At 72.1% G+C, this 22,259-nt stretch carries 18 protein-coding genes; 12 read left to right on the top strand and 6 right to left on the bottom strand.

The annotated features are described in order from the left end of the window. Positions 1-89: 89 nt before the first annotated feature. Positions 90-776 (bottom strand): response regulator, encoded by a 687-nt coding sequence (locus tag ACZ4EF_RS20935; protein WP_391051816.1) that lies wholly within the window; start codon positions 774-776, stop codon positions 90-92. Continuing rightward, complete coding sequence (locus ACZ4EF_RS20930) at positions 773-2,488, bottom strand: sensor histidine kinase (RefSeq protein ID WP_467505947.1); 1,716 nt, start codon at positions 2,486-2,488, stop codon at positions 773-775. Before ACZ4EF_RS20930 ends, ACZ4EF_RS20935 begins: the two co-directional genes overlap by 4 nt. Positions 2,489-2,624: 136 nt before the next feature. On the opposite strand from ACZ4EF_RS20930, the gene ACZ4EF_RS20925 reads away from it, so the two are divergent. The 6 genes from ACZ4EF_RS20925 to ACZ4EF_RS20900 all read left to right on the top strand — a co-directional run bounded on the left by ACZ4EF_RS20925 (position 2,625) and on the right by ACZ4EF_RS20900 (position 10,550). Beyond that, positions 2,625-4,061 (top strand): cation:dicarboxylate symporter family transporter, encoded by a 1,437-nt coding sequence (locus ACZ4EF_RS20925; protein WP_467505946.1) that lies wholly within the window; start codon positions 2,625-2,627, stop codon positions 4,059-4,061. A gap of 264 nt (positions 4,062-4,325) precedes the next feature. Next, positions 4,326-5,492 (top strand): ROK family transcriptional regulator, encoded by a 1,167-nt coding sequence (locus ACZ4EF_RS20920; RefSeq protein WP_355343557.1) that lies wholly within the window; start codon positions 4,326-4,328, stop codon positions 5,490-5,492. Continuing rightward, positions 5,489-7,099: a sugar ABC transporter ATP-binding protein gene (locus tag ACZ4EF_RS20915; protein ID WP_467505944.1), complete on the top strand. Its 1,611-nt coding sequence runs from the start codon at positions 5,489-5,491 to the stop codon at positions 7,097-7,099. The genes ACZ4EF_RS20920 and ACZ4EF_RS20915 overlap by 4 nt, the downstream gene beginning before the upstream one ends. Beyond that, positions 7,096-8,115, top strand: a complete 1,020-nt coding sequence (locus ACZ4EF_RS20910) for an ABC transporter permease (RefSeq protein WP_467505942.1) — start codon at positions 7,096-7,098, stop codon at positions 8,113-8,115. The genes ACZ4EF_RS20915 and ACZ4EF_RS20910 overlap by 4 nt, the downstream gene beginning before the upstream one ends. A gap of 96 nt (positions 8,116-8,211) precedes the next feature. Beyond that, positions 8,212-9,273, top strand: coding sequence for a substrate-binding domain-containing protein (locus tag ACZ4EF_RS20905; protein WP_467505941.1), 1,062 nt, complete (start codon positions 8,212-8,214; stop codon positions 9,271-9,273). A gap of 68 nt (positions 9,274-9,341) precedes the next feature. After that, positions 9,342-10,550 (top strand): Gfo/Idh/MocA family protein, encoded by a 1,209-nt coding sequence (locus ACZ4EF_RS20900; protein ID WP_467505939.1) that lies wholly within the window; start codon positions 9,342-9,344, stop codon positions 10,548-10,550. Positions 10,551-10,592: 42 nt separating this feature from the next. On the opposite strand, the gene ACZ4EF_RS20895 is transcribed toward ACZ4EF_RS20900, so the two are convergent. Further along, complete coding sequence (locus ACZ4EF_RS20895; RefSeq protein ID WP_467505937.1) at positions 10,593-12,821, bottom strand: amylo-alpha-1,6-glucosidase; 2,229 nt, start codon at positions 12,819-12,821, stop codon at positions 10,593-10,595. A gap of 165 nt (positions 12,822-12,986) precedes the next feature. Here ACZ4EF_RS20895 and ACZ4EF_RS20890 point away from each other — a divergent pair, with 165 nt between their 5' ends. The 5 genes from ACZ4EF_RS20890 (at position 12,987) to ACZ4EF_RS20870 (ending at position 19,066) form a co-directional block, all read left to right on the top strand. Continuing rightward, a complete protein-coding gene (locus tag ACZ4EF_RS20890) occupies positions 12,987-14,072 on the top strand; it encodes a LacI family DNA-binding transcriptional regulator (RefSeq protein ID WP_401720835.1) in 1,086 nt (361 codons plus the stop codon). A gap of 222 nt (positions 14,073-14,294) precedes the next feature. Continuing rightward, positions 14,295-15,536 (top strand): sugar ABC transporter substrate-binding protein, encoded by a 1,242-nt coding sequence (locus ACZ4EF_RS20885; protein WP_355343536.1) that lies wholly within the window; start codon positions 14,295-14,297, stop codon positions 15,534-15,536. Positions 15,537-15,585: 49 nt separating this feature from the next. Further along, positions 15,586-16,803, top strand: coding sequence for a carbohydrate ABC transporter permease (locus ACZ4EF_RS20880; protein ID WP_391164310.1), 1,218 nt, complete (start codon positions 15,586-15,588; stop codon positions 16,801-16,803). After that, positions 16,800-17,717 carry a carbohydrate ABC transporter permease gene (locus tag ACZ4EF_RS20875; RefSeq protein ID WP_355343530.1) on the top strand — a complete coding sequence of 306 codons (918 nt, stop codon included), beginning with the start codon at positions 16,800-16,802 and terminating at the stop codon, positions 17,715-17,717. Before ACZ4EF_RS20880 ends, ACZ4EF_RS20875 begins: the two co-directional genes overlap by 4 nt. A 188-nt stretch (positions 17,718-17,905) precedes the next feature. After that, positions 17,906-19,066 (top strand): isocitrate lyase/PEP mutase family protein, encoded by a 1,161-nt coding sequence (locus ACZ4EF_RS20870; RefSeq protein WP_467505934.1) that lies wholly within the window; start codon positions 17,906-17,908, stop codon positions 19,064-19,066. Here ACZ4EF_RS20870 and ACZ4EF_RS20865 read toward each other — a convergent pair. The 3 genes from ACZ4EF_RS20865 to ACZ4EF_RS20855 form a co-directional block, all read right to left on the bottom strand. After that, positions 19,046-19,846, bottom strand: coding sequence for an SAM-dependent methyltransferase (locus ACZ4EF_RS20865; protein WP_401720841.1), 801 nt, complete (start codon positions 19,844-19,846; stop codon positions 19,046-19,048). The two genes, ACZ4EF_RS20870 and ACZ4EF_RS20865, sit on opposite strands and share 21 nt — an antisense overlap. A gap of 23 nt (positions 19,847-19,869) precedes the next feature. Beyond that, positions 19,870-20,280 (bottom strand): pyrophosphohydrolase domain-containing protein, encoded by a 411-nt coding sequence (locus ACZ4EF_RS20860; protein ID WP_402712712.1) that lies wholly within the window; start codon positions 20,278-20,280, stop codon positions 19,870-19,872. Between the two features lie 118 nt (positions 20,281-20,398). Beyond that, positions 20,399-20,977 carry a CGNR zinc finger domain-containing protein gene (locus ACZ4EF_RS20855; protein WP_467505931.1) on the bottom strand — a complete coding sequence of 193 codons (579 nt, stop codon included), beginning with the start codon at positions 20,975-20,977 and terminating at the stop codon, positions 20,399-20,401. Positions 20,978-21,033: 56 nt separating this feature from the next. Between ACZ4EF_RS20855 and ACZ4EF_RS20850 the strand changes: the two genes are divergently transcribed. Next, complete coding sequence (locus tag ACZ4EF_RS20850) at positions 21,034-22,233, top strand: MFS transporter (RefSeq protein ID WP_467505929.1); 1,200 nt, start codon at positions 21,034-21,036, stop codon at positions 22,231-22,233. Positions 22,234-22,259 lie beyond the last annotated feature (26 nt).

The following is a 22,259-nucleotide window of genomic DNA, read 5'->3' as shown; positions in this document are numbered from 1 at the left end:
GCCGCACCGACCGAGCCCGCATCGGCCGTGCCCGCCCCGGCCCGCATCGGCCCGCACCGGCCCGGACCGTACCGCCCCGGCGTACCGCCCTACGGCTTCGCCCCGTCCGACCAGCGGTAACACAGCTCCGGGCGGCCGACCTGCCCGTACTGCGGGCTGCGGACCGCGAGCCCGGTGTCGACCAGGTGCTCCAGATAGCGGCGGGCCGTGATGCGCGAGACCCCCGCCGCCTGGGCCGCCGAAGCCGCCGACAAGCCGCCGTCCGCCGCCGCCCGCAAGGCCGAGGTCACCGCTTCGAGGGTCGGACCGCTCAGCCCCTTCGGCAGCACGGTGGCCTGCGGACTGCGCAGCGCCCCCAGCACCCGGTCCACCTCGTCCTGCCCGGACGCCTCACCGCCCGCCGCGTCACTGCGGTAGCGCGCCCAGCGCTCCAGCCGGTCCCGCAGCGAGGGGAAGGTGAACGGCTTGAGCAGGTACTGCACGACCCCGAGCGAGACGGCCTGCCGTACGACCGCGAGATCCCGCGCCGAGGTCACCGCCACCACATCGGCGCTCTGCCCCGCGCTGCGCATCCGTCGTACCAGGTCGAGACCGTGGCCGTCCGGCAGATGGAGGTCGAGCAGCACCAGGTCCACCGGCTGCCGGTCCAGCAGGCGCAGCGCGGCGCCGCCGGTGTGGACGACGGCCGCCACCGCGAAGCCGGGCAGCCGCTCGACGTACATCCGGTGCGCGTCGGCCGCCACGGGATCGTCCTCGACGACCAGGACCCTGATCACTCGCGTGCCTCCTGCCCCAGCGGCAGCCGTACGGTGAACTCCGCGCCGCCGCCCTCGGCGCGGTCGAGGCCGACCGTGCCGCCCGCGCGGCGCGCGGCCTGCTCGACGAGGGCGAGGCCGAGACCGTGGCCCTCGCTCTTGGTGGTCCAGCCGCGCCGGAACACCTCGCGGATGGTGGCGGGGTCGACGCCGCGCCCGGAGTCGGTGACCTTCAGCAGCAGCTCGTCCTCCTCGACCTTGGCCCGTACGGTGACCGACGGCCGGCCGCCGCCGCGGGCGGCGCCCTCGACGGCCGCGTCGATCGCGTTGTCTATCAGGTTTCCCAGCACGGTGACCAGGTCGCGGGCGGTGAGCGCGGGCGGCAGGACCCCGTCGTCGATCCGGCTGTCCTCGGTGACGGTCAACTCAACCCCGCGCTCGTGGCTCTCGGCGGCCTTGCCGAGCAACAGCGCCGCGAGCACCGGTTCGCCGACCGCCGCCACCACCCGGTCGGTGAGCGCCTGGGCGAGTTCCAGCTCGGAGGTGGCGAAGTCCACCGCCTCCTGCGCGCGGCCCAGTTCGATCAGCGACACGACGGTGTGCAGCCGGTTGGACGACTCGTGGGCCTGGGAACGCAGCGCCTCGGCGAAGCCGCGCACCGAGTCCAACTCCCCGGTCAGCGCCTGGAGATCGGTGTGGTCGCGCAGGGTGACCACGGTGCCGCGGCGCTCGCCGCCGCGTACCGGCGAGGTGTTCACGACCACGACCCGCTCGGACGTCAGGTGCACCTCGTCGACCCGCGGCTCGGCGGCCAGCAACGCGCCGGTCAGCGACACCGGCAGGCCGAGCGTGTCCACGTACCGGCCGACGACCTCCTGCTCGCCGAGGCTCAGCAGCTCGCGCGCCGCGTCGTTGCACAGCGCGACCCTGCGGTCGGCATCGAGCAGGATCAGGCCCTCGCGCAGCGCGTGCAGCGTCGCCTGGTGATAGTCGTACATCCGGCTCAGCTCCGTCGCGGCCATCCCGTGGGTGTGCGTGCGCAGCCGTCGGTTGGCCGCATACGTGCCGAGGCCGCCGACGACGAGCGCGGCCAGCGCCACCGCGACCAGGGCGGTGAGCTGCTTGCGGACCTGCTGGCTGATGGTGTCGACCTTGATGCCGACGCTCACCAGCGCGACGATCCGGTCGCCGGAGCGGACCGGCGTCACGACGCGTACCGAGGCGCCGAGCGAACCGGTGTACGTCTCGGTGAACGTCTGCCCGCGCAGGGCGGGGCCGATGTGGCCGAGGAAGTGCTTTCCGATCAGCGACCTGTCGGGATGGGTCCAGCGGATGCCGTGGGTGTCCATGATCGTCACGAAGTCCACGCCCGCGTCCGCGGTGACGCGGTCGGCGTACGGCTGGAGGGCCGCGGTGGGATCGGCGGAGCGCGCCGCCCGCACCACGGTGTCGGAGTCCGCGACGGCGGTGGCCGCGGCGGAGACCCGGTCACGGGCCGCGTCCTCGGCCCGGCTGCCCGCGTTGACGTACGCCAGCACGGCGCAGCCGCCGACCACCAGGGCCACGATCACCACCTGCACGGCGAAGAGCTGACCGGCCAGGCTGCGCGGCCGGGTCCGAGTGCGGCGGAAGCCGCTCAGTCCGGGCACGGTGAACCGGGCGGCCGGGCTCGCCGCGCCGGCCTGGTGCGTCGGTCCGGCCGCCGTGCTCGACGTGGGGGGTATGGCGGGCATGCACAACAGTGTGCACGCCAACCCGCGAACTCAATGAACGCAAACGTGACCTGGCTCACGCCCCGAGCGCATAGTCACCGGGACCTGTCCGATCGCGGGCGCTCGGGACGGCGCCCGCGGACCGAGGGAGACGAAGGTGTCAGCCCAGGCCCCCAGCGACGTCACGAGCCGTCGAGACCATACCCACTACCTCTACACCGCCGTCATCCTGGCGACGATCGCGGGCGCCGTGCTGGGCCTCCTCGCGCCCGGTGTGGCCGTCGAGCTGAAGCCGATCGGCACCGGCTTCGTCAATCTCATCAAGATGATGATCTCGCCCATCATCTTCTGCACACTCGTGCTCGGCATCGGATCCGTCCGCAACGCCGCCAAGGTCGGCAAGGTCGGCGGCCTCGCGCTCGGCTACTTCGTCACCATGTCGTTCGCCGCGCTCGCCATCGGCCTGCTGGTCGGCAACATCCTGCACCCCGGCAGCGGGCTGCACCTGACCGAGGCGCTGAAGAACGCGGGCCAGGCCCAGGCCACCGACGCCCCCACCGAAGGCGTGGACTTCGTCCTCGGCATCATCCCGACCACCCTGGTCTCCGCCTTCACGCAAGGCCAGGTGCTGCAAACGCTGCTGGTGGCGCTGCTCGTCGGCTTCGCCCTCCAGGCCATGGGACCGGTCGGGGCGCCCGTGCTGCGCGGCGTCGGGCACATCCAGAAACTGGTCTTCCGCGTCCTGTCGATGATCATGTGGGCGGCCCCCGTCGGCGCGTTCGGCGCGATCGCCGCCGTCGTCGGCTCCGCGGGTGTGGACGCGCTCAAGGCGCTGGCCACGATCATGATCGGCTTCTACGTGACCTGTCTGATCTTCGTCGTGGCCGTCCTCGGCGCGGTGCTGTGGCTGTTCGCCAAGGTCAACCTCTTCCACCTGCTGCGCTACCTCGCCAGGGAGTTCCTGCTGATCGTCTCCACGTCGTCGTCGGAGTCGGCGCTGCCGCGGCTGATCGCCAAGATGGAACACCTCGGGGTGAGCCGGCCCGTCGTCGGCATCACGGTCCCGACCGGCTACTCCTTCAACCTCGACGGCACGATGATCTATCTGACGATGGCGTCGCTGTTCATCGCCGACGCGATGGACCAGCCGCTCTCCCTCGGCCAGCAGATCTCGCTGCTGCTGTTCATGATGATCGCCTCCAAGGGCGCCGCCGGGGTCTCGGGCTCCGGCATGGCCGTGCTCGCCAGCGGACTCCAGTCGCACCGTCCCGCGCTGGTCGACGGCATCGGTCTGATCGTCGGCATCGACCGCTTCATGAGCGAGGCCCGCGCCGTGACCAACTTCGCGGGCAACGCCGTCGCCACCGTCCTGATCGGCACCTGGACGAAGGAGTTCGACCGCGACCGCGCGCGGCGGGTCTTCGCGGGAGAGCTGCCCTTCGACGAGTCGACCCTGTCCGACGAGGACGACGCCTCCGCGCCGTCGGCCACGCCCGGCCAGCCCGTTCCCGGCCGGCCCGCGCCTGATCAGTCCGCGCCCGATCGGTCCGCGCCCGAGGGAGCCCTGGTCAAGAAGGAGACCGCCGCCCTCTGACCTCCCGCGCCCTCCCGAACGGCCCCGTCGGAACTCCCCCTTCCGGCGGGGCCCGCGTGTGTGCCCGGCACCCCGGAACGCCCGCCACCGGATCAACTGCCCGACGCGTGGCCGGAAGTGATCCACCTTCAGTTTGGACCGTCCACTCTTTTTGTCATCCCTATAACAACTTTTAGCAATCTCTGTGAAAGCTCTAGACCGACCCTTGGTGCGGTCCTAACGTTCCGTCGCAACTTCTGATGCCGTCAGAGGAAGTGGGGGCCTGTGAGCATCCAGTACCGCGTACTGAGCCGACTGCGTGACCTCGGGCCGCTGTCCCGGGCGCAGCTCTCCGACGAGCTGGAGATGCCGCGCCCACGGCTGGTGGCCGAACTCGACCGGATGATCGCGAGCGGCACGATCCTGGAGGCGGGACCCGCGGCCTCGCGCGGCGGTCGCCGCTCCACCCTCGTCCAACTCGACCCGGAACTGCGCTTCGCCGCGGTCGACCTGGGCGCGAGCTCCATCGACATCGAGATCACCGACGGCCGCCTGGCGGCGGTCGCCTCGTACTCCGAGAGCGCCGACATCCGCCAGGGACCCGGACCCGTGCTCGACCGGGTCAGCGAACTCCTGCGCAAACTGGGCGCGCAGAGCCGCAGCGCCCGGCTCGACACCATCGGCATCGGCCTGCCGGGACCGGTCAGCTTCCGGGACGGCGTCTCCGTCTCCCCGCCGATCATGCCCGGCTGGGACCGCTTCCCGGTGCGTTCCACTCTGACCAGCGAGCACGGCTGCCCGGTCGTCGTCGACAACGACGTGAATCTGATGGCGCTCGGCGAACACCACAGCGGCGTCGCCCGCTCCGTCGACAACCTCCTGTTCGTGAAGATCGGCAGCGGCATCGGCTGCGGTGTCCAGGTGCACGGCCAGATCTACCGGGGCTCGGAAGGCTCGGCGGGCGACATCGGACACATCCAGGTCGAGGCGGCGGGCCTGCCCTGCTCCTGCGGCAACACCGGCTGTCTCGAAGCGCACTTCGGCGGTGTCGCCCTCGCCAGGGACGCCACCGCCGCCGCCCGCGCCGGACGCTCCGAGGCGCTGGCCGAACGGCTCGCCGCCCACGGAGCGGTGACCGCCGCGGACGTCGCCCAGTGCGCGGCGGGCGGCGACCTCGTCTGCCTCAACCTCGTCCGGGACGGCGGCCACCGCGTCGGACAGGTCCTCACCCACCTCGTCAGCCTCATGAACCCGTCGATGATCGTCATCGGCGGCGGCCTGGCCGGACTCGGCCACCTCCTGCTCGCCGAGATCCGCAGCGTGGTCTACAAACGTTCGCCGCCGCTGGCCACCGGCAATCTGGCGATCGTCCTGTCGGAACTCGGCCCGCGGGCCGGGGTCGTCGGCGCCGCGCTGCTGGCCAGCGAACTCCACTACGGGAGACAGCTATGACCGCCAACCCTCCCAGCCCACCCGCCCGTTCCCCCGCGTCCACGGGCCGCCACCTCGTCCGGGAGCCGATCCTCCGCCTGGACCGGGTCGTCAAGACCTTCCCCGGCGTCCGGGCCCTGGACGGCGTCGAGTTGGCGGTCCGGCCGGGGGAGGTGCACTGCCTGCTGGGCCAGAACGGCGCGGGCAAGTCCACCTTGATCAAAGTGCTCTCCGGAGTGCACCGGCCCGACTCCGGCCGTATCGAGTGGCGGTGCAGACCGGTCACCTTCGCCGACCCCCAGGCGGCCATGCGCGCCGGGATCGCCACCATCTACCAGGAACTCGACCTCGTCCCGCACATGACCGTCGCGGAGAACGTGCTGCTCGGCCACGAACCGCGCACCGCGGGATTCGTCCGCAGGCCCGGCATGCGCGAGCAGGCCCGCGCCGTCCTCGGCCGCCTCGGCCACGCCGAGATCCCCGTCAACCGCACCATCGACAAACTGCCCGCCGCCGCACGGCAGATCGTCAGCATGGGCCGCGCCCTGTCCCGCGAGGCCAGGCTGCTGGTCATGGACGAACCGAGCGCGGTCCTCGCCCACGACGAGGTCGCCAACCTCTTCCGGATCATCCGCGAACTGCGCGGCCAGGGCATCGCCGTCATCTACATCTCGCACCGGCTCGACGAGATCCGCGAGATCTGCGACCGCGTCACCGTGCTCAAGGACGGCCGCACCACGGCCGCCGACCTGCCCGCCTCGACCCCCACCAAGGAACTCGTCGGCCTGATGACCGGCCGCTCCCTGGAGTACGTCTTCCCGCGCCGCCCCACTTTCTCCAAGCGGTCGGCCGCCGAGCGCGCCGACCGCCAGGAGCCGGAGACCGAACTGCTGCGGGTGGAACACCTCAGTCGCCAGGGCGAGTTCAGCGACGTCTCGCTCACCGTCGCGCCCGGCGAGATCGTCGGCATCGCGGGACTCGTCGGCTCCGGCCGCTCGGAACTGCTGGAGACGGTCTTCGGCGCGCGCCGCCCGGACCACGGCCATGTCCTCGTACGGGGGCGGCGGTTGCGGCCCGGCAGCGTCCCCGCCGCCGTGCGCGCCGGGCTCGGCCTGGCGCCGGAGGAGCGCAAGAGCCAGGCGCTGCTGCTGGACGAGGCGGTCCAACGCAACATCGGCCTGGCCTCGTTGACCCGGCACACCACCGCGGGGTTCGTACGCGGCGGCGCCGAACGCACCGCCGCGCGCGGCATCGCCGATCGGCTCGACCTGCGCCCGCGCGACGTCGGACGCAAGGCCGGCACCCTGTCCGGCGGCAACCAGCAGAAGGTCGTCGTCGGCCGCTGGCTGCTCGGCGGCACCAGCCTGCTGCTGCTCGACGAACCCACCCGAGGCGTCGACGTCGGAGCCCGCGCCGAGCTGTACCGGGTGATCAGGGACCTGGCCGACGAAGGCGTGGGGGTGCTGCTGGTCTCCAGCGAGGTCCCCGAGGTGCTGGGGCTGGCCGACCGGGTCCTGGTGATGCGCGAGGGCCGGATCGTACGGGAGGCCCCGGCGCGCGAGCTGGACGAACACCTGGTCCTCGACCTGGTCATGGCGGGGGCACTGCTGGAAGGGACGGACCAGTGACGACCGACCTCACCTCGCCGCCGCCGGCGGCGAAGACCGAACCGACGAGTTGGTGGAGACGGGACGCGGCCGAGCCCGTACGGCGCAATCTCGGACTCACCGCGGTCCTGGCCGCGCTCGTGGTGATCGGCCTGATCAGCGCCAACGACCGCTTCCTGACCAGCGGCAACATCCTCAATGTGCTCACCCAGGCGTCGGCGATCGGCGTGATCGCCATCGGGATGACCTTCGTCATCATCGGCGGCGGCATCGACCTGTCCGTCGGGGCGCTCACCGCGCTGGCCGCCGTGTGGTGCACGACGGTCGCCACCCAGGACTTCGGCGTGCCCGGCATGGTCTTCACCGCCGTGATCGTCGGCGCCGTCGCCGGTACGGTCAACGGCCTGCTGATCGCGTACGGCCGCCTCGTCCCCTTCATCGCCACTCTCGCCATGATGGTCAGCGCCCGCGGTCTGGCCGCCAAGATCTCCGACAAGAAGACCCAGGAGGTCGACGTCGGGGCCGTCAACCGCTTCGCGGAGAACAAGTTTCTCGGCATCCCGCTGCTGGTCTGGCTGTTCGCGGCCGTTGCCGCCGTCGGCTGGGTGCTGCTCAACCGCACCGCCTTCGGCCGCCGCACCGTCGCCGTCGGCGGCAACGCGGAGGCGGCCCGCCTGGCGGGCATCAACGTCCGCCGCCAGACGGTCTATCTGTACGCGCTGTCCGGCGTGTGCTGCGGCATCGCCGCGATCATGGTCGTCGCCCAGGCCAACGCGGGCTCCTCGGGCCAGGGCGACCTGTACGAACTCGACGCCATCGCCGCCGTCATCATCGGCGGGACCGTACTGACCGGCGGCCGGGGCACCGTCGTCGGCTCGCTGCTCGGCGTGGTGGTCTTCACCACCATCACCAATCTGTTCATCCTCAACAATCTGCCGGCCGAAGTGCAGAACATCGTCAAGGGCGCCATCATCGCGGGCGCCGTCCTGGTCCAGCAGTTCCAGCCGAGCAAGCTGCTGCTGCGCCGCCGCCCCTGACCGCCACCGGCGCTCTCCTCCTTCCGGTCTCTCCCAGCCGCCCGCCGTACGCCGTACGCCACGCGCACGGCACCACCCACCCTCGCGGAGGACGAAATGTCCGAACAGTCAAGAAGCTCCCGTGTCTCCCGCAGAAACATCCTCTTCAGCGGCGCGGCCGTCGGTGCCACCGCCCTGGTCGCCTCCTGCACCTCCAACAGCGAGGACAAGCCGTCCGCGCAGACCTCCGCCCCGGCCGCGCCCGTGGACAGCGGCGCGCCCGGCAAGGCCATCACCATCGGCTTCTCCGCCCCCGCCGCCGACCACGGCTGGCTCGCGGCCATCACCACCAACGCGCAGCGCCGCGCCAAGCAGTTCTCCGAGGTCACCTTCAAGGCCGTGGAGGCGGGCGAGGACGCCACCGCCCAGCGCGCCGCGATGGAGACGCTGATCCAGTCCAAGCCCGACGTCATCGTGGTGCTGCCCTTCGACGGCGCCCAGCTCACGGCCACCGGACGCAAGGCCATGCAGGCCGGTATCCCGGTGGTCAACCTCGACCGGCAGTTCTCCGACGAACAGGCGTTCCGGGTCCTGATCAAAGGCGACAACTACGGCATGGGCGTGGCCGCGGGTCACTTCATCGGCAGCCGCCTCAAGGCGGACGGGAAGACCAACGCGACGATCGCCGAGATCGCCGGGATCGACAATCTGCCGCTGACCCAGGACCGCAGCCGCGGCTTCAAGGAGGCCCTGGCCACGTACGGCATGAGCGTCAAGCACCGCGTCTCGGCGCAGTTCACCATCGACTCGGGCCACCAGGTCACCTCCGACCTGCTCCAGGCGGCGCCGAAGCTGGACGCGGTGTGGAACCACGACGACGACCAGGGCGTCGGCGTGCTCGCCGCGGTCAAGCAGGCCGGGCGGGACGAGTTCTTCATGGTCGGCGGGGCGGGCTCGCGCAAGGTCATGGAGCAGATCCGCGACGACAACACGGTCCTCAAGGCCACCGTCACCTACAGCCCGACGATGGCGGGCTCAGCCGTCTCGCTCGCCCGGCTGCTGGCCAACAACCGCGGCATGGCCGACCTGACGGAGCTGGGCGTGCCCAAGGAACTGCGGCTCGCCTCGGAGACCATCACCCAGTCCAACGTGGCGGACTACCTGCCGCTGGGCTTCTGACCCCGGCGGCTCCCCTTCCTTTCACCGCGCGCTTGCGCGCGCCGAACCCCGATGAGCAGGGAGACCACATGACCACTCAGCGGCTACGCGTCGGCATGGTCGGGCACGCCTTCATGGGCGCCGCGCACTCACAGGCCTGGCGTACCGTCGACCATGTCTTCGACCTGCCCGCCCGCGTCCATATGGCGGCGCTGTGCGGTCGCGACCCCAAGCGGGCCGCGACCGCCGCCGAGCGGCTCGGCTGGGCCGAAAGCACCGCCGACTGGCGGGAGTTGATCGACCGCGACGACATCGACCTGATCGACATCTGCACACCGGGCGACAGCCACGCCGAGATCGCCTTCGCCGCGCTCGCGGCGGGCAAGCACGTCCTGTGCGAGAAGCCGCTCGCCAACTCGGTGGCCGAGGCCCGCGCGATGTGCCGGGCCGCCGACCGGGCGCGGGAGTCGGGCGTCCGCGCCATGTGCGGCTTCACCTACCGGCGGGTCCCGGCGCTCGCGCTGCTGCGCCGCCTCGTCGCCGACGGACGGCTCGGCCGGATCCGGCACGTACGCGCCGCGTACCTCCAGGACTGGATCGTGGACCCGCGGTTCCCGCTGGTGTGGCGGCTGCGGCGCGAGCACGCCGGATCGGGCGCGCTGGGCGACATCGGCTCGCACATCATCGACCTCGCCCAGCACCTGACGGGCGACCGGCTGTCGGGCGTCGCCGCGCTCAGCGAGACCTTCGTGCCGACACGACCGCTGCCCGGCGCCGTGCCCGCCGCGCGGGGCGAGGTGACCGTGGACGATGCCACGGTGTTCCTCGGCCGCTTCCACGGCGGCGCGCTGGCCACCTTCGAGGCGTCCCGATTCGCCACCGGCCGCAAGAACGCCCTGCGGATCGAGATCAACGGCTCCCTCGGCTCCGCCGCCTTCGACCTGGAACGCCTCAACGAACTGGAGTTCCTCGACGCCGCCCAGCCACCGGCGGAACAGGGCTTCCGCCGCATCCTGGTCACCGAACCCGACCACCCCTACCTGTCGGCCTGGTGGCCGCCGGGCCACGGACTCGGCTACGAGCACGCCTTCACCCACCAGGCCCGCGACCTGGTCACCGCCATCGCGGAGGGGCGCGACCCCGAGCCGTCCTTCGCGGACGCCCTGGAGGTCCAGCTCGTCCTGGACGCGGTCCAGCGCAGCGCCGAGCACGACGCCGCCTGGACCCCGCTCCCTGCCCGTACCGCCGAGAACACCGACCCCGGACCGGGACCGAAGCCCACCGGTCGGGGGCAGTGACCGAAGGAACACCCCCTCACGGCTACGCGGGCGCGGCGGCGCTCAGCCCGCCGCGCCGAAGCGGTCCGCGCCCTCCACCGTCAGGCTGTCGGGAGCATCGGCCCCCGCCCGGCCGTCCGCGTCGAGCCGTACGGCCAGCGGCTGTTCGCCGACCCGCAGACCGCTCATGGTCAGCGGGCCGAGACGGCCCGCCGCCAGCGGGGACATCCGCAGCGACCCGCCGGGCACATCGGCCTCGAGCCCGAGCGCGGCCTGGACCAGCAGGACGGCGGAGGCCGCCGACCACGCCTGCGGACGGCAGGCCGCCGGATACGGGGCGGGCGCGCTGTCCAGCTCGGAGCCGTGCCCGGCGAAGAGCTCCGGCAGCCGTCCGTCGAAACCGGCGGACGCGGCGATCAGGCCCTCGGCCAGCTTGGCGGCCTCGCGGGGGAATCCGGCGCGGACCAGGCCGTGCACCGCGATGGCGGTGTCGTGCGGCCAGACCGAGCCGATGTGGTAGCCGAACGGGTTGAAACCGGTGGAATCCGTGCTCAGCGTGCGCAGCCCGAAACCGCAGTCCAGCTCGGGTCCCGCGATCCGGGCGGCCAGCAGGGCGCTCTCCCGCGGGTCCAGCAGCCCGGTGCCCAGCAGGTGGCCGAAGCCGGAGGTCACGGCGTCCACCGGACGTTTGTCGGCGTCGAGGGCGACGGCCGGGTAGCGGCCCCGCTCGTCCTCGACCCAGAAGCTCTCCCGGAAGCGGCTGCGCAGCCGGTCCGCCCACTGCTCCCAGCGCTCGGCGCCCGGCCGGTCGAAGGCCCGCAGCAGCGCCGCGCCCGCCATCGCCGCCTCGTAGCCGTACGCCTGGACCTCGCACAGCGCGATCGGCGCCTTGGCGAGACGGCCGTCGCGCCAGCGGATCGAGTCGCCGGAGTCCTTCCAGCCCTGGTTGGCGAGCCCGTGGCCGGTGGTGTCGATGTACTCCAGCAGCCCGTCGCCGTCCGCGTCGCCGTACGTGGCCAGCCACTCCAGGGCGGCCTCGGCGTGCGGCAGCAGCTCGCGCACCTGCCGCGGGTCGAGACCCCAGCGCCACGCGTCGTGCAGCAGGATCACCCACAGCGGGGTGGCGTCCACGGTGCCGAAGTACACCGGCGGGAGCTTCGCGCCCTCGGCCAGGTGCAGGGTCTCGCGGCGCACCTCGTGCAGGATCTTGCCGGGCTGCTCCTCGGTACGGGGATCGGTGACGGCGCCCTGGCGGCGGGCCAGCGTGCGCAGCGTCCCCGCGGCCAGGTCCGTGCCCAGCGGCAGCAGCATCCGCGCCGCCCACAGCGAGTCCCGGCCGAACAGCGTCAGGAACCACGGCGACCCGGCGGCCAGGAAACGGTCCTCGGGGTGCAGCGGGTCCGACAGAAGCAGCCGCTCCAGGTCGCCCACCGACCGGGCCAGCAGCCGGTCCAGACGGCCGTCGGCGCTGCGCAGCTCGGTGGGCGACCACGGTACGGCGTCCCGCGCGACGGCCGGGAACTGGTCCGGCTCCGCGTCGCTGACACCGCACTCGACCGTCGCCCGCCAGGTGCCGCCCGACGGCAGCTCCACGGTGTAACGCAGCTCACCGCTGTCGGCGTCGACCAGCGGCTCGCGCGGTCCTGAACCGTCGCCGGAGTCCTGTCCCGGCATTGGCGCGCCACCGGACGCCGGACCCGACACCGTACCGGCACTGGCACCGGGCCCGGTCACGGCCACCGACACCGGCCGCAGCCGTACGGTCAGCTCGTCGTCGCCCCAGGTCAGCCCGGTGTCCTCGGCCCTCGCGGGGAGCGCGGCGACCGTGCGCCCGGACTTGACGTCGGTCATCCGCGCCAGGTCCGTGGCCGCGGCGACCACCACGTCGAGACGGATCCGCCGCAGCCCCGCGTTGACGATCTCCAGCTCCTCGCGGAGCGTGCCCGGCGCCACCGAGCGGACCCGGCGCAGCGTGACCGCGGGGTCGGCGGTGTGTTCCCCGACACCGCGCAGGATCGCGCGGAAGGCGGTCCTGTCGGCGGGGCCGAGGGTGTGGCCGACCGGGATCAGGGGGACGCCCTCGACCCGGACCGCCAGGCTCGACAGCACCCGGCGGTCGCCGTGGAAGAAGCCGTCCGCACCGGCGGAGATGTCCCCGCCTGGTCGGGACAGCACCAGGCTGGGCGCGTAGAGCGTGGTGCAGGCGTCGTGCAGGAAGGGCTGCAAGCCCTCGGTGACGACGTCCGTGGGAGACGGGTTCGCGGTGCTGTGCCCTTGGACGGCCGTGTTCACAGGGTGGTGCCTCTCGTCGGTGGACCGAGATGGTGCCTCAGAATTTGGATCGATCAAAATTCACTCTAACCCTTGCCAACCAGCAGTGAAAGGGAGTTTTATCGATCCATCGAAGATGCAGCGCCGCATTTCGAGTGGTGCGGCGCATGGACAACGGAGGCCGTGGTGCCGCGTACGACCAGCTCAGGCGGGCGCAACAACAAGCCGGTGACACTGGCTCTGGTCGCCCAGCGCGCCGGCGTGTCCGTACAGACGGTGTCCAACGCGCTGAACTCGCCCGACCTGCTGGCACCCCGCACGCTGGAGCGGGTCCGTGAGGCGATCAGCGAACTGGACTACCGGCCGCATCAGGCCGCCCGCTCGCTGCGCACCCGGTCCAGCCGGCTGATCGGCTACGCCATCCAGCCGACGTTCGCGGGGGAGTCCACCCCCGTGCTCGACGACTTCCTGCACGCGCTGTCGGACTCCGCGGACAAGGCGGGGTACCGTGTGCTGCTGTTCGCGGCGCGGTCCGGCGCGGACGACGAGGTCGACCGCTACGACGCGCTGCTGCGCGACCACTCGGTCGACGCGTTCGTGCTGAGCAACACCCACCGCGGCGACCGGCGCCCGGCCTGGCTGCACAAACGTGGCGTACCCTTCGTGGCGTTCGGCCGGTCCTGGTCGGCCCGCGACACCGGCGACTGGGTCGACGTGGACGGCGCGTACGGTACGTCGGCGGCCGTCGACCAGCTCGTGGCCGCCGGACACACCCGGATCGCCTTCCTCGGCTGGCCGCGTGGCTCGGGCGTCGGCGACGACCGGGCCGCGGGCTGGCGTGAGGCGATGCGGCGCCACGACCTGCCGGTGCGTGACCTGCGGGTCTCCTCGGTGGGTGACGTGAACGCGGCGCGGGACGCGGTGGCGCGGGTCCTGCCCCGCGTGACCGCGGTCGTCACGGCCAGCGACACCCTGGCACTGGGCTGCTACCGGGCGCTGCGGGACAGCGGCCGGACCCCCGGCCGGGACGTGGCGGTGGTCGGCTTCGACGACTCCCCGGCGGCCGGTCTGCTCAGTCCTGGCCTCAGCAGCGTCCGTCAGCCGCTGGAGGAGGTCGGCCGGGTCTGCACCCGGCTGCTCATGGCGCGCATCGGCGACCCGCAGGCCGATCCCGAGCATGTGCTGCTGACGCCGGAGCTGATCGTCCGGGAGAGCTCCGCGGCGGGACCGTCCGCCGCGACGTCGCCCGACGACCGGCCGTCGGCCCCCTAGTTCCCGACGGACCGCCTGGTCCGAAGGGTTGAAGGACCGTGGGGTGACATGGACCGCGCCCCACGGTCCTGACCTGGCAGACCGGACACGTCTGTCACGCCATAAAGCTACAAAGCGATAAAGCGGCACGGCCACGCTGGCCCACCGCATCGGGCGCCCTCATCGCCCGGCTCGCGGAGTTCCGTAGGTTCCGGATGATCCGGACAGTCCTGGAGAGAAACGATGACAGTACGCAGAGCCGCGACCGCCACCGCCGTGTGCGGGGTGTTCTTGGTCGCCGGGTGTTCGTCCAACTTCGGCAGCGACAGCAGCGGCAAGCAGGACTCGGGCGGCAAGCAGAGCCTCACGGTGATGATCGGCTCCTCGGGCGACAACGAGACCAACGCCGTGAAGCAGGCCGCGACCGCGTGGGCGAAGAAGACCGGCAACACCGTCTCGGTGATCGCCGCCCAGAACCTCGACCAGCAGCTCGGCCAGGCCCTGGCGGGCGGCAAGCCGCCGGACGTCTTCTACGTCGGCTCCAGCGTCTTCGCCAACTACGCCAAGGGCAACTCGCTGTACGCCTACGGTGACCAGCTCTCCGACAAGGACGACTTCAACAGCGCGCTACGCGCGTCCTTCACCTACGACAACAAGTTCGTCTGCGCGCCCAAGGACAGCTCCACGCTGGCGCTCGCGGTCAACACGGCCATGTGGAAGGAGGCCGGGCTCACCGACGCGGACTACCCCAAGACGTGGGACGACCTGGAGAAGGTCGCCAAGAAGCTCACGACGAAGAAGACCACCGGTCTGGTCGTGAACGCCTCGTACAACCAGCTCGGCCCCTTCATGAAGCAGGCCGGCGGCTGGGTCACCAACGCCGACCAGAGCAAGGTCACCGCGGACAGCCCCGCGAACGTCGAGGCGCTGACGTATGTGAAGAAGCTGCTCAACGAGGGCGTGATGAAGTTCCCCAAGCAGGTCGACACCGGCTGGGGCGGTGAGGCACTGGGCACCCAGAAGGCCGCGATGACCATCGAGGGCAACTGGCTGACCGGCGCGATGACCGCGGACTACCCGAAGGTCGGCTACAAGGTCGTCCCGCTGCCCGAAGGTCCCAAGGGCAAGGGCACGCTGTCCTTCAGCAACTGCTGGGGCGTGGCCAACAAGAGCGCCCACCACGACGCGGCCGTCGATCTGGTGAAGGCGTTCACCACCGTCGACCAGCAGTTGTCCTTCGCCGACGCCATCGGTGTGCTGCCCTCGCGCGACAGCGCGCTGGCGACGTTCAAGGAGAAGCACCCGGCGAGCGTGGCGTTCGCCGACGGCACCGCCTTCGCGCAGGGTCCGGTGACCGTCCCCGGCTTCACCAAGGTCCTGGCCCAGTTCGACACCGACCTGTCCGGGCTGGCCACCGGCGATCCCAAGAAGATCCTGTCCAGCCTCCAGACCAACGGCGACCAGGTACTCAAGAGCGACAACTGACCGTACCGGCCGGGCAGCACCGCGGGGGCAGGAGCAGGAGGAGAAAGAGATGAGCCAGCACGGCAGCGGCGCCGTCGCCGCACCGGCGGGGCCGGGAGCCCCACCGGGAGGCACGGGCACACGGGGCGCCCGCGGCGGCGGGACGGCGGGCGCCGGTACGCGCCGCGGTCCCCGCTTCGGCGGCGGGCGCCGCGACCGGGCGATCAAGGGGCATCAGGGCCTGTGGGGCTGGCTGTTCGTCAGCCCGATGGTGGTCGTGCTCGGCCTCTTCCTGCTCCTGCCCATCGGCATGGCGCTGTGGGTCAGCCTGCTGCACTGGAACGGGCAGTCGAACCCCTTCAGCGGCGCCGCCGACTTCGTCGGGGTGCGCAACTACTCCGATCTGCTGACCCGGCCGGGTCAGGACCGACAGCTCTTCATGACGTCGATCCGCAACAATCTGTACTACGTCCTGCTGGTCGTCCCCGTCCAGACGGCCCTGGCCCTGGCTCTGGCCGTGGCGGTCAACAGCCGCCGAGTCAAAGGCAAGAGCCTGTTCCGCACGGTCTTCTACTTCCCGTCCGTGACCAGCTCGATCGCCATATCCACGGTGTTCCTGTTCCTCTTCCAGGGCAGCGGCGCGGTCAACGCGCTGCTGAAGTGGGTGGGCATCACCGGACCGAAGTGGTTCACCGACGCGCACGGCCTGGTGTGGACCGTGCTCGGCGGCCTCGGCATCGTCGACCCGGACAAGCCCGTGCCCGCGCTCGCCGCGCACGGCTTCCTCGGACTGTCCTGGTGGGACTGGCTGGCCGGGCCCTCCATCGCGATGTGCACCATCATCATCCTCGCGATCTGGACCAGCTCGGGCACGTACATGCTGATCTTCCTCGCCGCGCTCCAGGACGTACCCGCGGAGCTGGAGGAGGCCGCGCTGCTCGACGGCGCCAACCGCTGGCAGTCGTTCCGCAACGTGACGCTGCCCGCGCTGCGCCCGGTGCTCTTCCTGGTCGTCACCCTCGGACTGATCGGCACCTGGCAGGTCTTCGACGCGGTGTACGTCATGAGCCAGGGCGCACCCGCCAACACGACCCTCACCCCCGCCTACCTGTCGTACACCGCGGGATTCCAGGACGCCGACTACGGGCGCGCGGCGGCCATCGCCTTCCTGCTGCTGGCGATCATCCTGGTGATGACGCTGGTGCAGCGCGTCCTGCTGCGCGACCGCGACGCGGTCACACGATTCAGCCGTCTGCGGGCGCGGCTGGTGCGAGGGAGGACGTCATGAGCGCCGGGACGATGGAACGACGCTCCTCCGGCCGGTCGGCGAAAGGCCGTCCCGGCGGCCGGTCGTCCGGCAGCCGGGTGCTGCGGATCGTGGTGTACGGGCTGCTGATCGGCATGGGACTGCTGTACGCCCTGCCGTTCTTCGTCCAGATCGCGACCTCGCTCAAGACGGACCCGGACGCGGCGGCCCATCCCCTGTCGCTGCTGCCGAACCCGTTCTCGCTGGACTCCTACCGGCGCCTGTTCGGCCTCGGCGGCACCGGCGACGCGGTGCCGTTCACCCGCTGGCTGGCCAATTCGATCGTGGTCACGGTCTTCATCACCGCCGGACGCGTCTTCTTCGACTCGCTCGCCGGATACGCCCTGGCCCGGCTGGACTTCCGGGGCCGCAACCTGCTGTTCAACGGGCTGCTGACGATCATGTCCGTGCCCGGCGTGGTCCTGCTCATCCCGAAGTTCCTGGTGCTCAACCAGCTCGGGATGTTCGACAGCTACGCCGGAATGATCGTGCCGCTGCTGGTCGACGCGGCCGGGGTGTTCATCATGCGGCAGTTCTTCGTGTCGGTGCCCAAGGAAGTGGAGGAAGCGGCGCGGATCGACGGCGCGGGCGTCTTCCGCACCTTCTGGTCGGTCGTCCTGCCGATGGCCAAGCCCGCGCTGATCACGCTGACCATCCTGTCGTTCCAGGGCTCCTGGAACGAGTTCACCCACTTCCTCGTGGCCACCCAGTCCCCGCAGTACGAGACCCTCACCACGGGCCTGGCCCACCTGGTCTCCGGCGGCCTCAGCGCGGGCACGCAGTATCCGCTGAAGCTCACCGCGGCCCTGCTGTCGACGATCCCGGTCGCGCTGCTGTTCTTCGTCTTCCAACGGCACTTCGTCCGCAGCGCGAACTCGGGCGCGGTCAAGGAGTAGCTTCCCGACCCGCACTCCGCACCCCGCCCACGGCCTCCGGGCCCCTCAGTCCCCCCGGCGGGCGCCCACCTGACAGGGCGCCCGCCGGGTGTGGTGTGCCGGCGTCCGCGTCGGGCCGCCGAGGGTGCGGCGGCGCGGCGGGGACGCTTCGGCCGGCGCCGAAACGATCCGGTCGTAGCGTCGGGGCCATGAGGCATCAGACGCATGAGTTCGACCGCTGGGCGGACGTGCGGGCGGCGCTCGCCGATCCGGCGCTCGTACCGGAACCGCCGGCCGGGGACGTCGGGTCCGCCGGGGCGAGCGTGGCGTGGCTGCGGTCCGCCGTCGCCCGCTTCAGCTCCGGGCGGACGCACCGCCGACGGCGCGCTCTGGTCGAGGCAGAACTCGCGCGGCTGGAACCCGTGACGCTACGGGATGCGGCAGCCGCCGACGGCTCGGAAGGTTCGGACAGCGAGACCCGAGTGCGGGTGCTGCGTGTCCTGGCCGAAGCCCTCGGGATGCCGGAGCCCGGCGCGGTGGCGGAGGAGTCATCGCGACACGCGCTCGCCCTGGCAGAAGGGCTGCTCCGGCGCCCGCTCACCCCCTTCGCCCGCCTGCACCACCAGGCCGCCCCGCTGCTGCTGCCCAACGCCTGGGACTACGCCAGCGCGGCCGCCCTGGCGGCGGGCGGCTTTCCCGCTATCGGCACCACCAGCCTGGGCGTGGCCGCGGCCCTCGGCCTGCCGGACGGCGCCGCCGCCACCGCGGACGCGACCGTGGCCCTGGCCCGCCGACTCGGCCGCGGCTCCTTCCTGTTCACCGTCGACGCCGAGGGCGGCTTCAGCGACGACGTGGTCGAAGTCGTCGCACTGGCCGAGCGGTTGTACGCGGCGGGCGCGGCCGGGATCAATCTCGAGGACGGCCGCGCCGACGGCACGCTCACCCCCGTCGCCCTGCACGCCGCGAAGATCGCCGCCGTCAAATCCGCCGTACCGCCGCTGTTCGTGAACGCACGCACCGACACCCACTGGCTCGGCCGCGAGCAGGACACGACCCCGTCCCGCCTCGCGGTCTACGAACAGGCGGGTGCGGACGGGGTGTTCGTCCCCGGACTGTCGGACCCGGACGAGATCACCGCCCTGACGTCGTCCCTCGTCGTACCGCTGAACATCCTGTACGCGCCGAGCGGACCGCCCCTCGCCGAACTGGCCGCGATGGGCGTACGCAGGGTCAGCCTCGGCTCCCTCCTCTACCGAGGAGCCCTGGCCTCGGCGGTCTCCACCGCGACGGCCGTCCGGGACGGGCGGCCGACGGATCTCACCGCCCCCTCGTACGCCGAGGTCCAGGGGCTAGGGGACCCGGGCGAGTAGCGCGTAGAGGTTGACCTGCTCGGCCGGTACGGGGGCGTCGCCGGGGCCGGGGCGCCAGTCGGCAGGATTGACGACACCGGGGGAGACGACGTCGAGTCCGCCGACGAGCGCTTCGATCTCGGCGCGCGAGCGGGCGCCGCCGTCCGTGACGTCCTCGCGGTACAGCCGGACGAGGGCGTCCATGACCTCCGGCGCCCAGTCGCGCGTGATGTGCGTGAGGGTGAGATGCGAGCCCGCCGCCAACGGCCCGGTGAAGGCTTCGACCAGCCCGCGCGCCTGGGCGTCGTCCGCGAAGAAGTGCAGCAGCGCGTTCATGCCGAGCGCCACGGGCCGAGTGAGATCGAGGACGCCGGCGATCTCCGGACGCTCGTACAGCGCCGCGCCGTCGGTGACATCGGCCTCCACGTACACGGCCCGGCCCTGCGGTGTGCTGGTCAGCAGTTCGGCCGCGTACGCGCGGACGGCCGGGTCGTTGTCGACGTACACGACACGGCAGGCGGGGTCGACGGCCTGCGCGCTCTCGTGCAGATTCGGGTATTCGGGCGTACGGGTCGGGATGCCCGACCCCAGGTCGAGGAACTGCGTGATCCCGCGGGAGCCGACCAGATACCGCACCGACCGGTCGATGAACCGCCGGTTCACGCGCGCGCTGGTGATCAGATGCGGATTGACCTCCAGCATCCGCCGCGCGGCGGCGCGGTCGGCGGCGGTGTGCAGGGTGCCGCCGAGATAGAAGTCGAGCATGCGTCCCGCGTGCGGCCTCGCGCTGTCGGCGTCCATGGACGCCGATTCTCCCGGAGTCCTCAACTCGCGCCGCCGGGCGCCCAGCCCTGGCGGCGCAGCACCGCTGACACGTCCGGGGCTTCGTAGTGCTCCCCCTTGAGCACCTTGCCGTCGGCCCTGCGCGAGACCTGCCCGTCGGGGCCCAGCTTGGTCATGTTGGACCGGTGGATCTCGGCGATGACCGCGTCGAGGTCGATCCCGTGCACCAGGGCCGTGCCGTACGCGATGTAGACGACGTCGGCCAGTTCGTGCGCCAGATGGTCCAGCGGACCGGTCACCGAGACCTCGGCGACCTCCGTCGCCTCCTCGGCGAGCAACTCCCCGCGATGCGCGGCAAGAGCGGGCGACACCTCCGTCGGCGTATCGCGGACGTCGAGTCCGAAGGCGCGGTGGAACGCGCGGACCAGGTCGGCGGGTGAGGAAGCGCTCATGCGCCGACTCTAGCCAACCGCGTTGCCGCCACGGGCTGTTGGTGTTCGCCGCCCGCCCGGTCCCGGTCCTCGCGCCCCGGAGCGCGCGGACGGTCCGCCGGTCGGCGCCCGCGACGCGCTACGTGACCTCGCCCGACTGTCCGGTGGCGTGCGCGCGTCGATGGGCCGCGACGCGTTCGCGGGTCGCGCATCGGCGGGAGCAGTAGCGGCGTTCGGGACCGCTGCCCGGCGCGAGGAAGACGTTCCGGCAACTGGGGGAGGAGCAGATCCCGCCGGGCGGGCGCTGGCGGTCCCAGACGAGAACGGTCAGGGCCATGCACGACGACGCGAGGAGCCATTCGTCCCAGGGGGCTTCGTCGTCGTGGTCGAGGTGCGGATGCCACGGCGTGCCGCCGCCGTGCGAGGACAGGCGCAGCGGTCCCGTGTGGTCCTTGAGCAGGCGGTTGAGGACGGCCGCGGCGGCGTCGGCGTCCTCGGCGGCGAAGGCGGGTCGCAGCAGGGCGGCGGCCGCGCGCATGGCCGCGACGTCGCCGGTGGTCAAGTCGATCGGCTCCGCCTCGCCGTACGCGCGGAGCGTGTCGGCGACCCCGGCCGGGTCGGGGCGCTCGTCGGCGAGGACGTTGAGCAGGGCGGCCGTCCGCCGCGCGGTGGCCAGCACCGAGTGCCGGGTGGACCAGTCGTCGCTGTGGGAGGACATCCGTCGAATGTAACGCATCTTGCCGACATTTGAGTTACGTGCGTAACGTCCTGGAGATGAGTCACCGTTACACGCTCCGCCGTTATCTCACCGGAGCGGTCGCCGCCCGTACCGGCGACGAGATGTCGGGACCGGCCCTGATGCTGGCGGGCTTCGCCCTCGCTGGTTCGACCACCGCCGCGTCCTCGCTGCTCGCGGGCGTCACGGTCTCCGCCGCGGTCGGCGGGCCGCTGCTCGGCGCGCTCCTCGACCGAGCCGTACGACCGGGGCGCCTGCTCGCCTGGGCCCTCGCCCTCTACGCGACCGGGCTCGGCGTGATCCTCGCGGGGCTCGCCCGCCTGCCGTTCCCCGTCACCATCGTGATCGCCGTGGCGACCGGACTGCTGGGACCTGCCCTGTCCGGCGGATGGACGGCCCAACTCCCGCGCGTGGCAACGGGCGACCGCCTGCCCCGCGCGAACGCCCTCGACGCCATGACCTTCAGCGCCGCGAGCCTCGCCGGTCCGGCTCTCGCGGGCGGTGTGGCGGTGGCGCTCGGCGCCTCGACAGCCGTGGTCGTCTCCCTCACGCTCATCGCCCTGGCGCTGCCCGCCGCGTGGACGCTCCCCGGCCGCCCGGGTCCGGCGCGTGGTGTCCGGGCCACGTCGGTGCTCCACGACCTCGCCGCCGGAACCCGGGTCATCCTCGGCCGACCCGCGCTGGCCCGGGCGACCCTCACCTCGGTGATCTCCTGCGTCGCCCAAGGCATGGTGACCGCGTGCCTCCCGCTCCTGGGCGAGCGGGGCCTGGGCGGCGCCGGCCGCGGCGCCCTCCTACTGTCCTGCGCGGCGGTCTCCGCCCTGCTGGCCACCACCGTGCTCGCGCGCTTTCCGCGTGCGGCGGCCCCCGACGCGATCATCTGGGCCGGGGCCCTCGTCCAGTCCGCCGCCTGGGCCCTGGCCGTAGGGGGCCACCCGGCCGCGCTCGTCGCGGCCTTCCTCCTGGCGGGAATCGGCGAAGGCCCCCAACTCGCCGCCCTGTTCGCCGTCCGCCACCGCGAGGCCCCCGCGCACCTGCGAGGCCAGATCTTCACCACGGGCGCCAGTCTGAAGATCACCGCCTTCGCCCTGGGGGCGGCCACCGCCGGACCCCTGGCGAGCCGGTCCCTCTCCTGCTCGCTGACCCTCGCCGCGGTCACGGCGCTGCTGGCCGCCCTGGCGTTCTCCGTCATCCCCGCGTCGGGCCGCGCGTCCGGTGGCCTGCGCGTATCGCCCTGAGCCACGCCTATCCATGACGCGTGACA

It is taken from the genome of Streptomyces sp. NPDC025721 (genome assembly GCF_055558595.1).
This window is presented reverse-complemented; position numbering and strand designations above follow the sequence as displayed.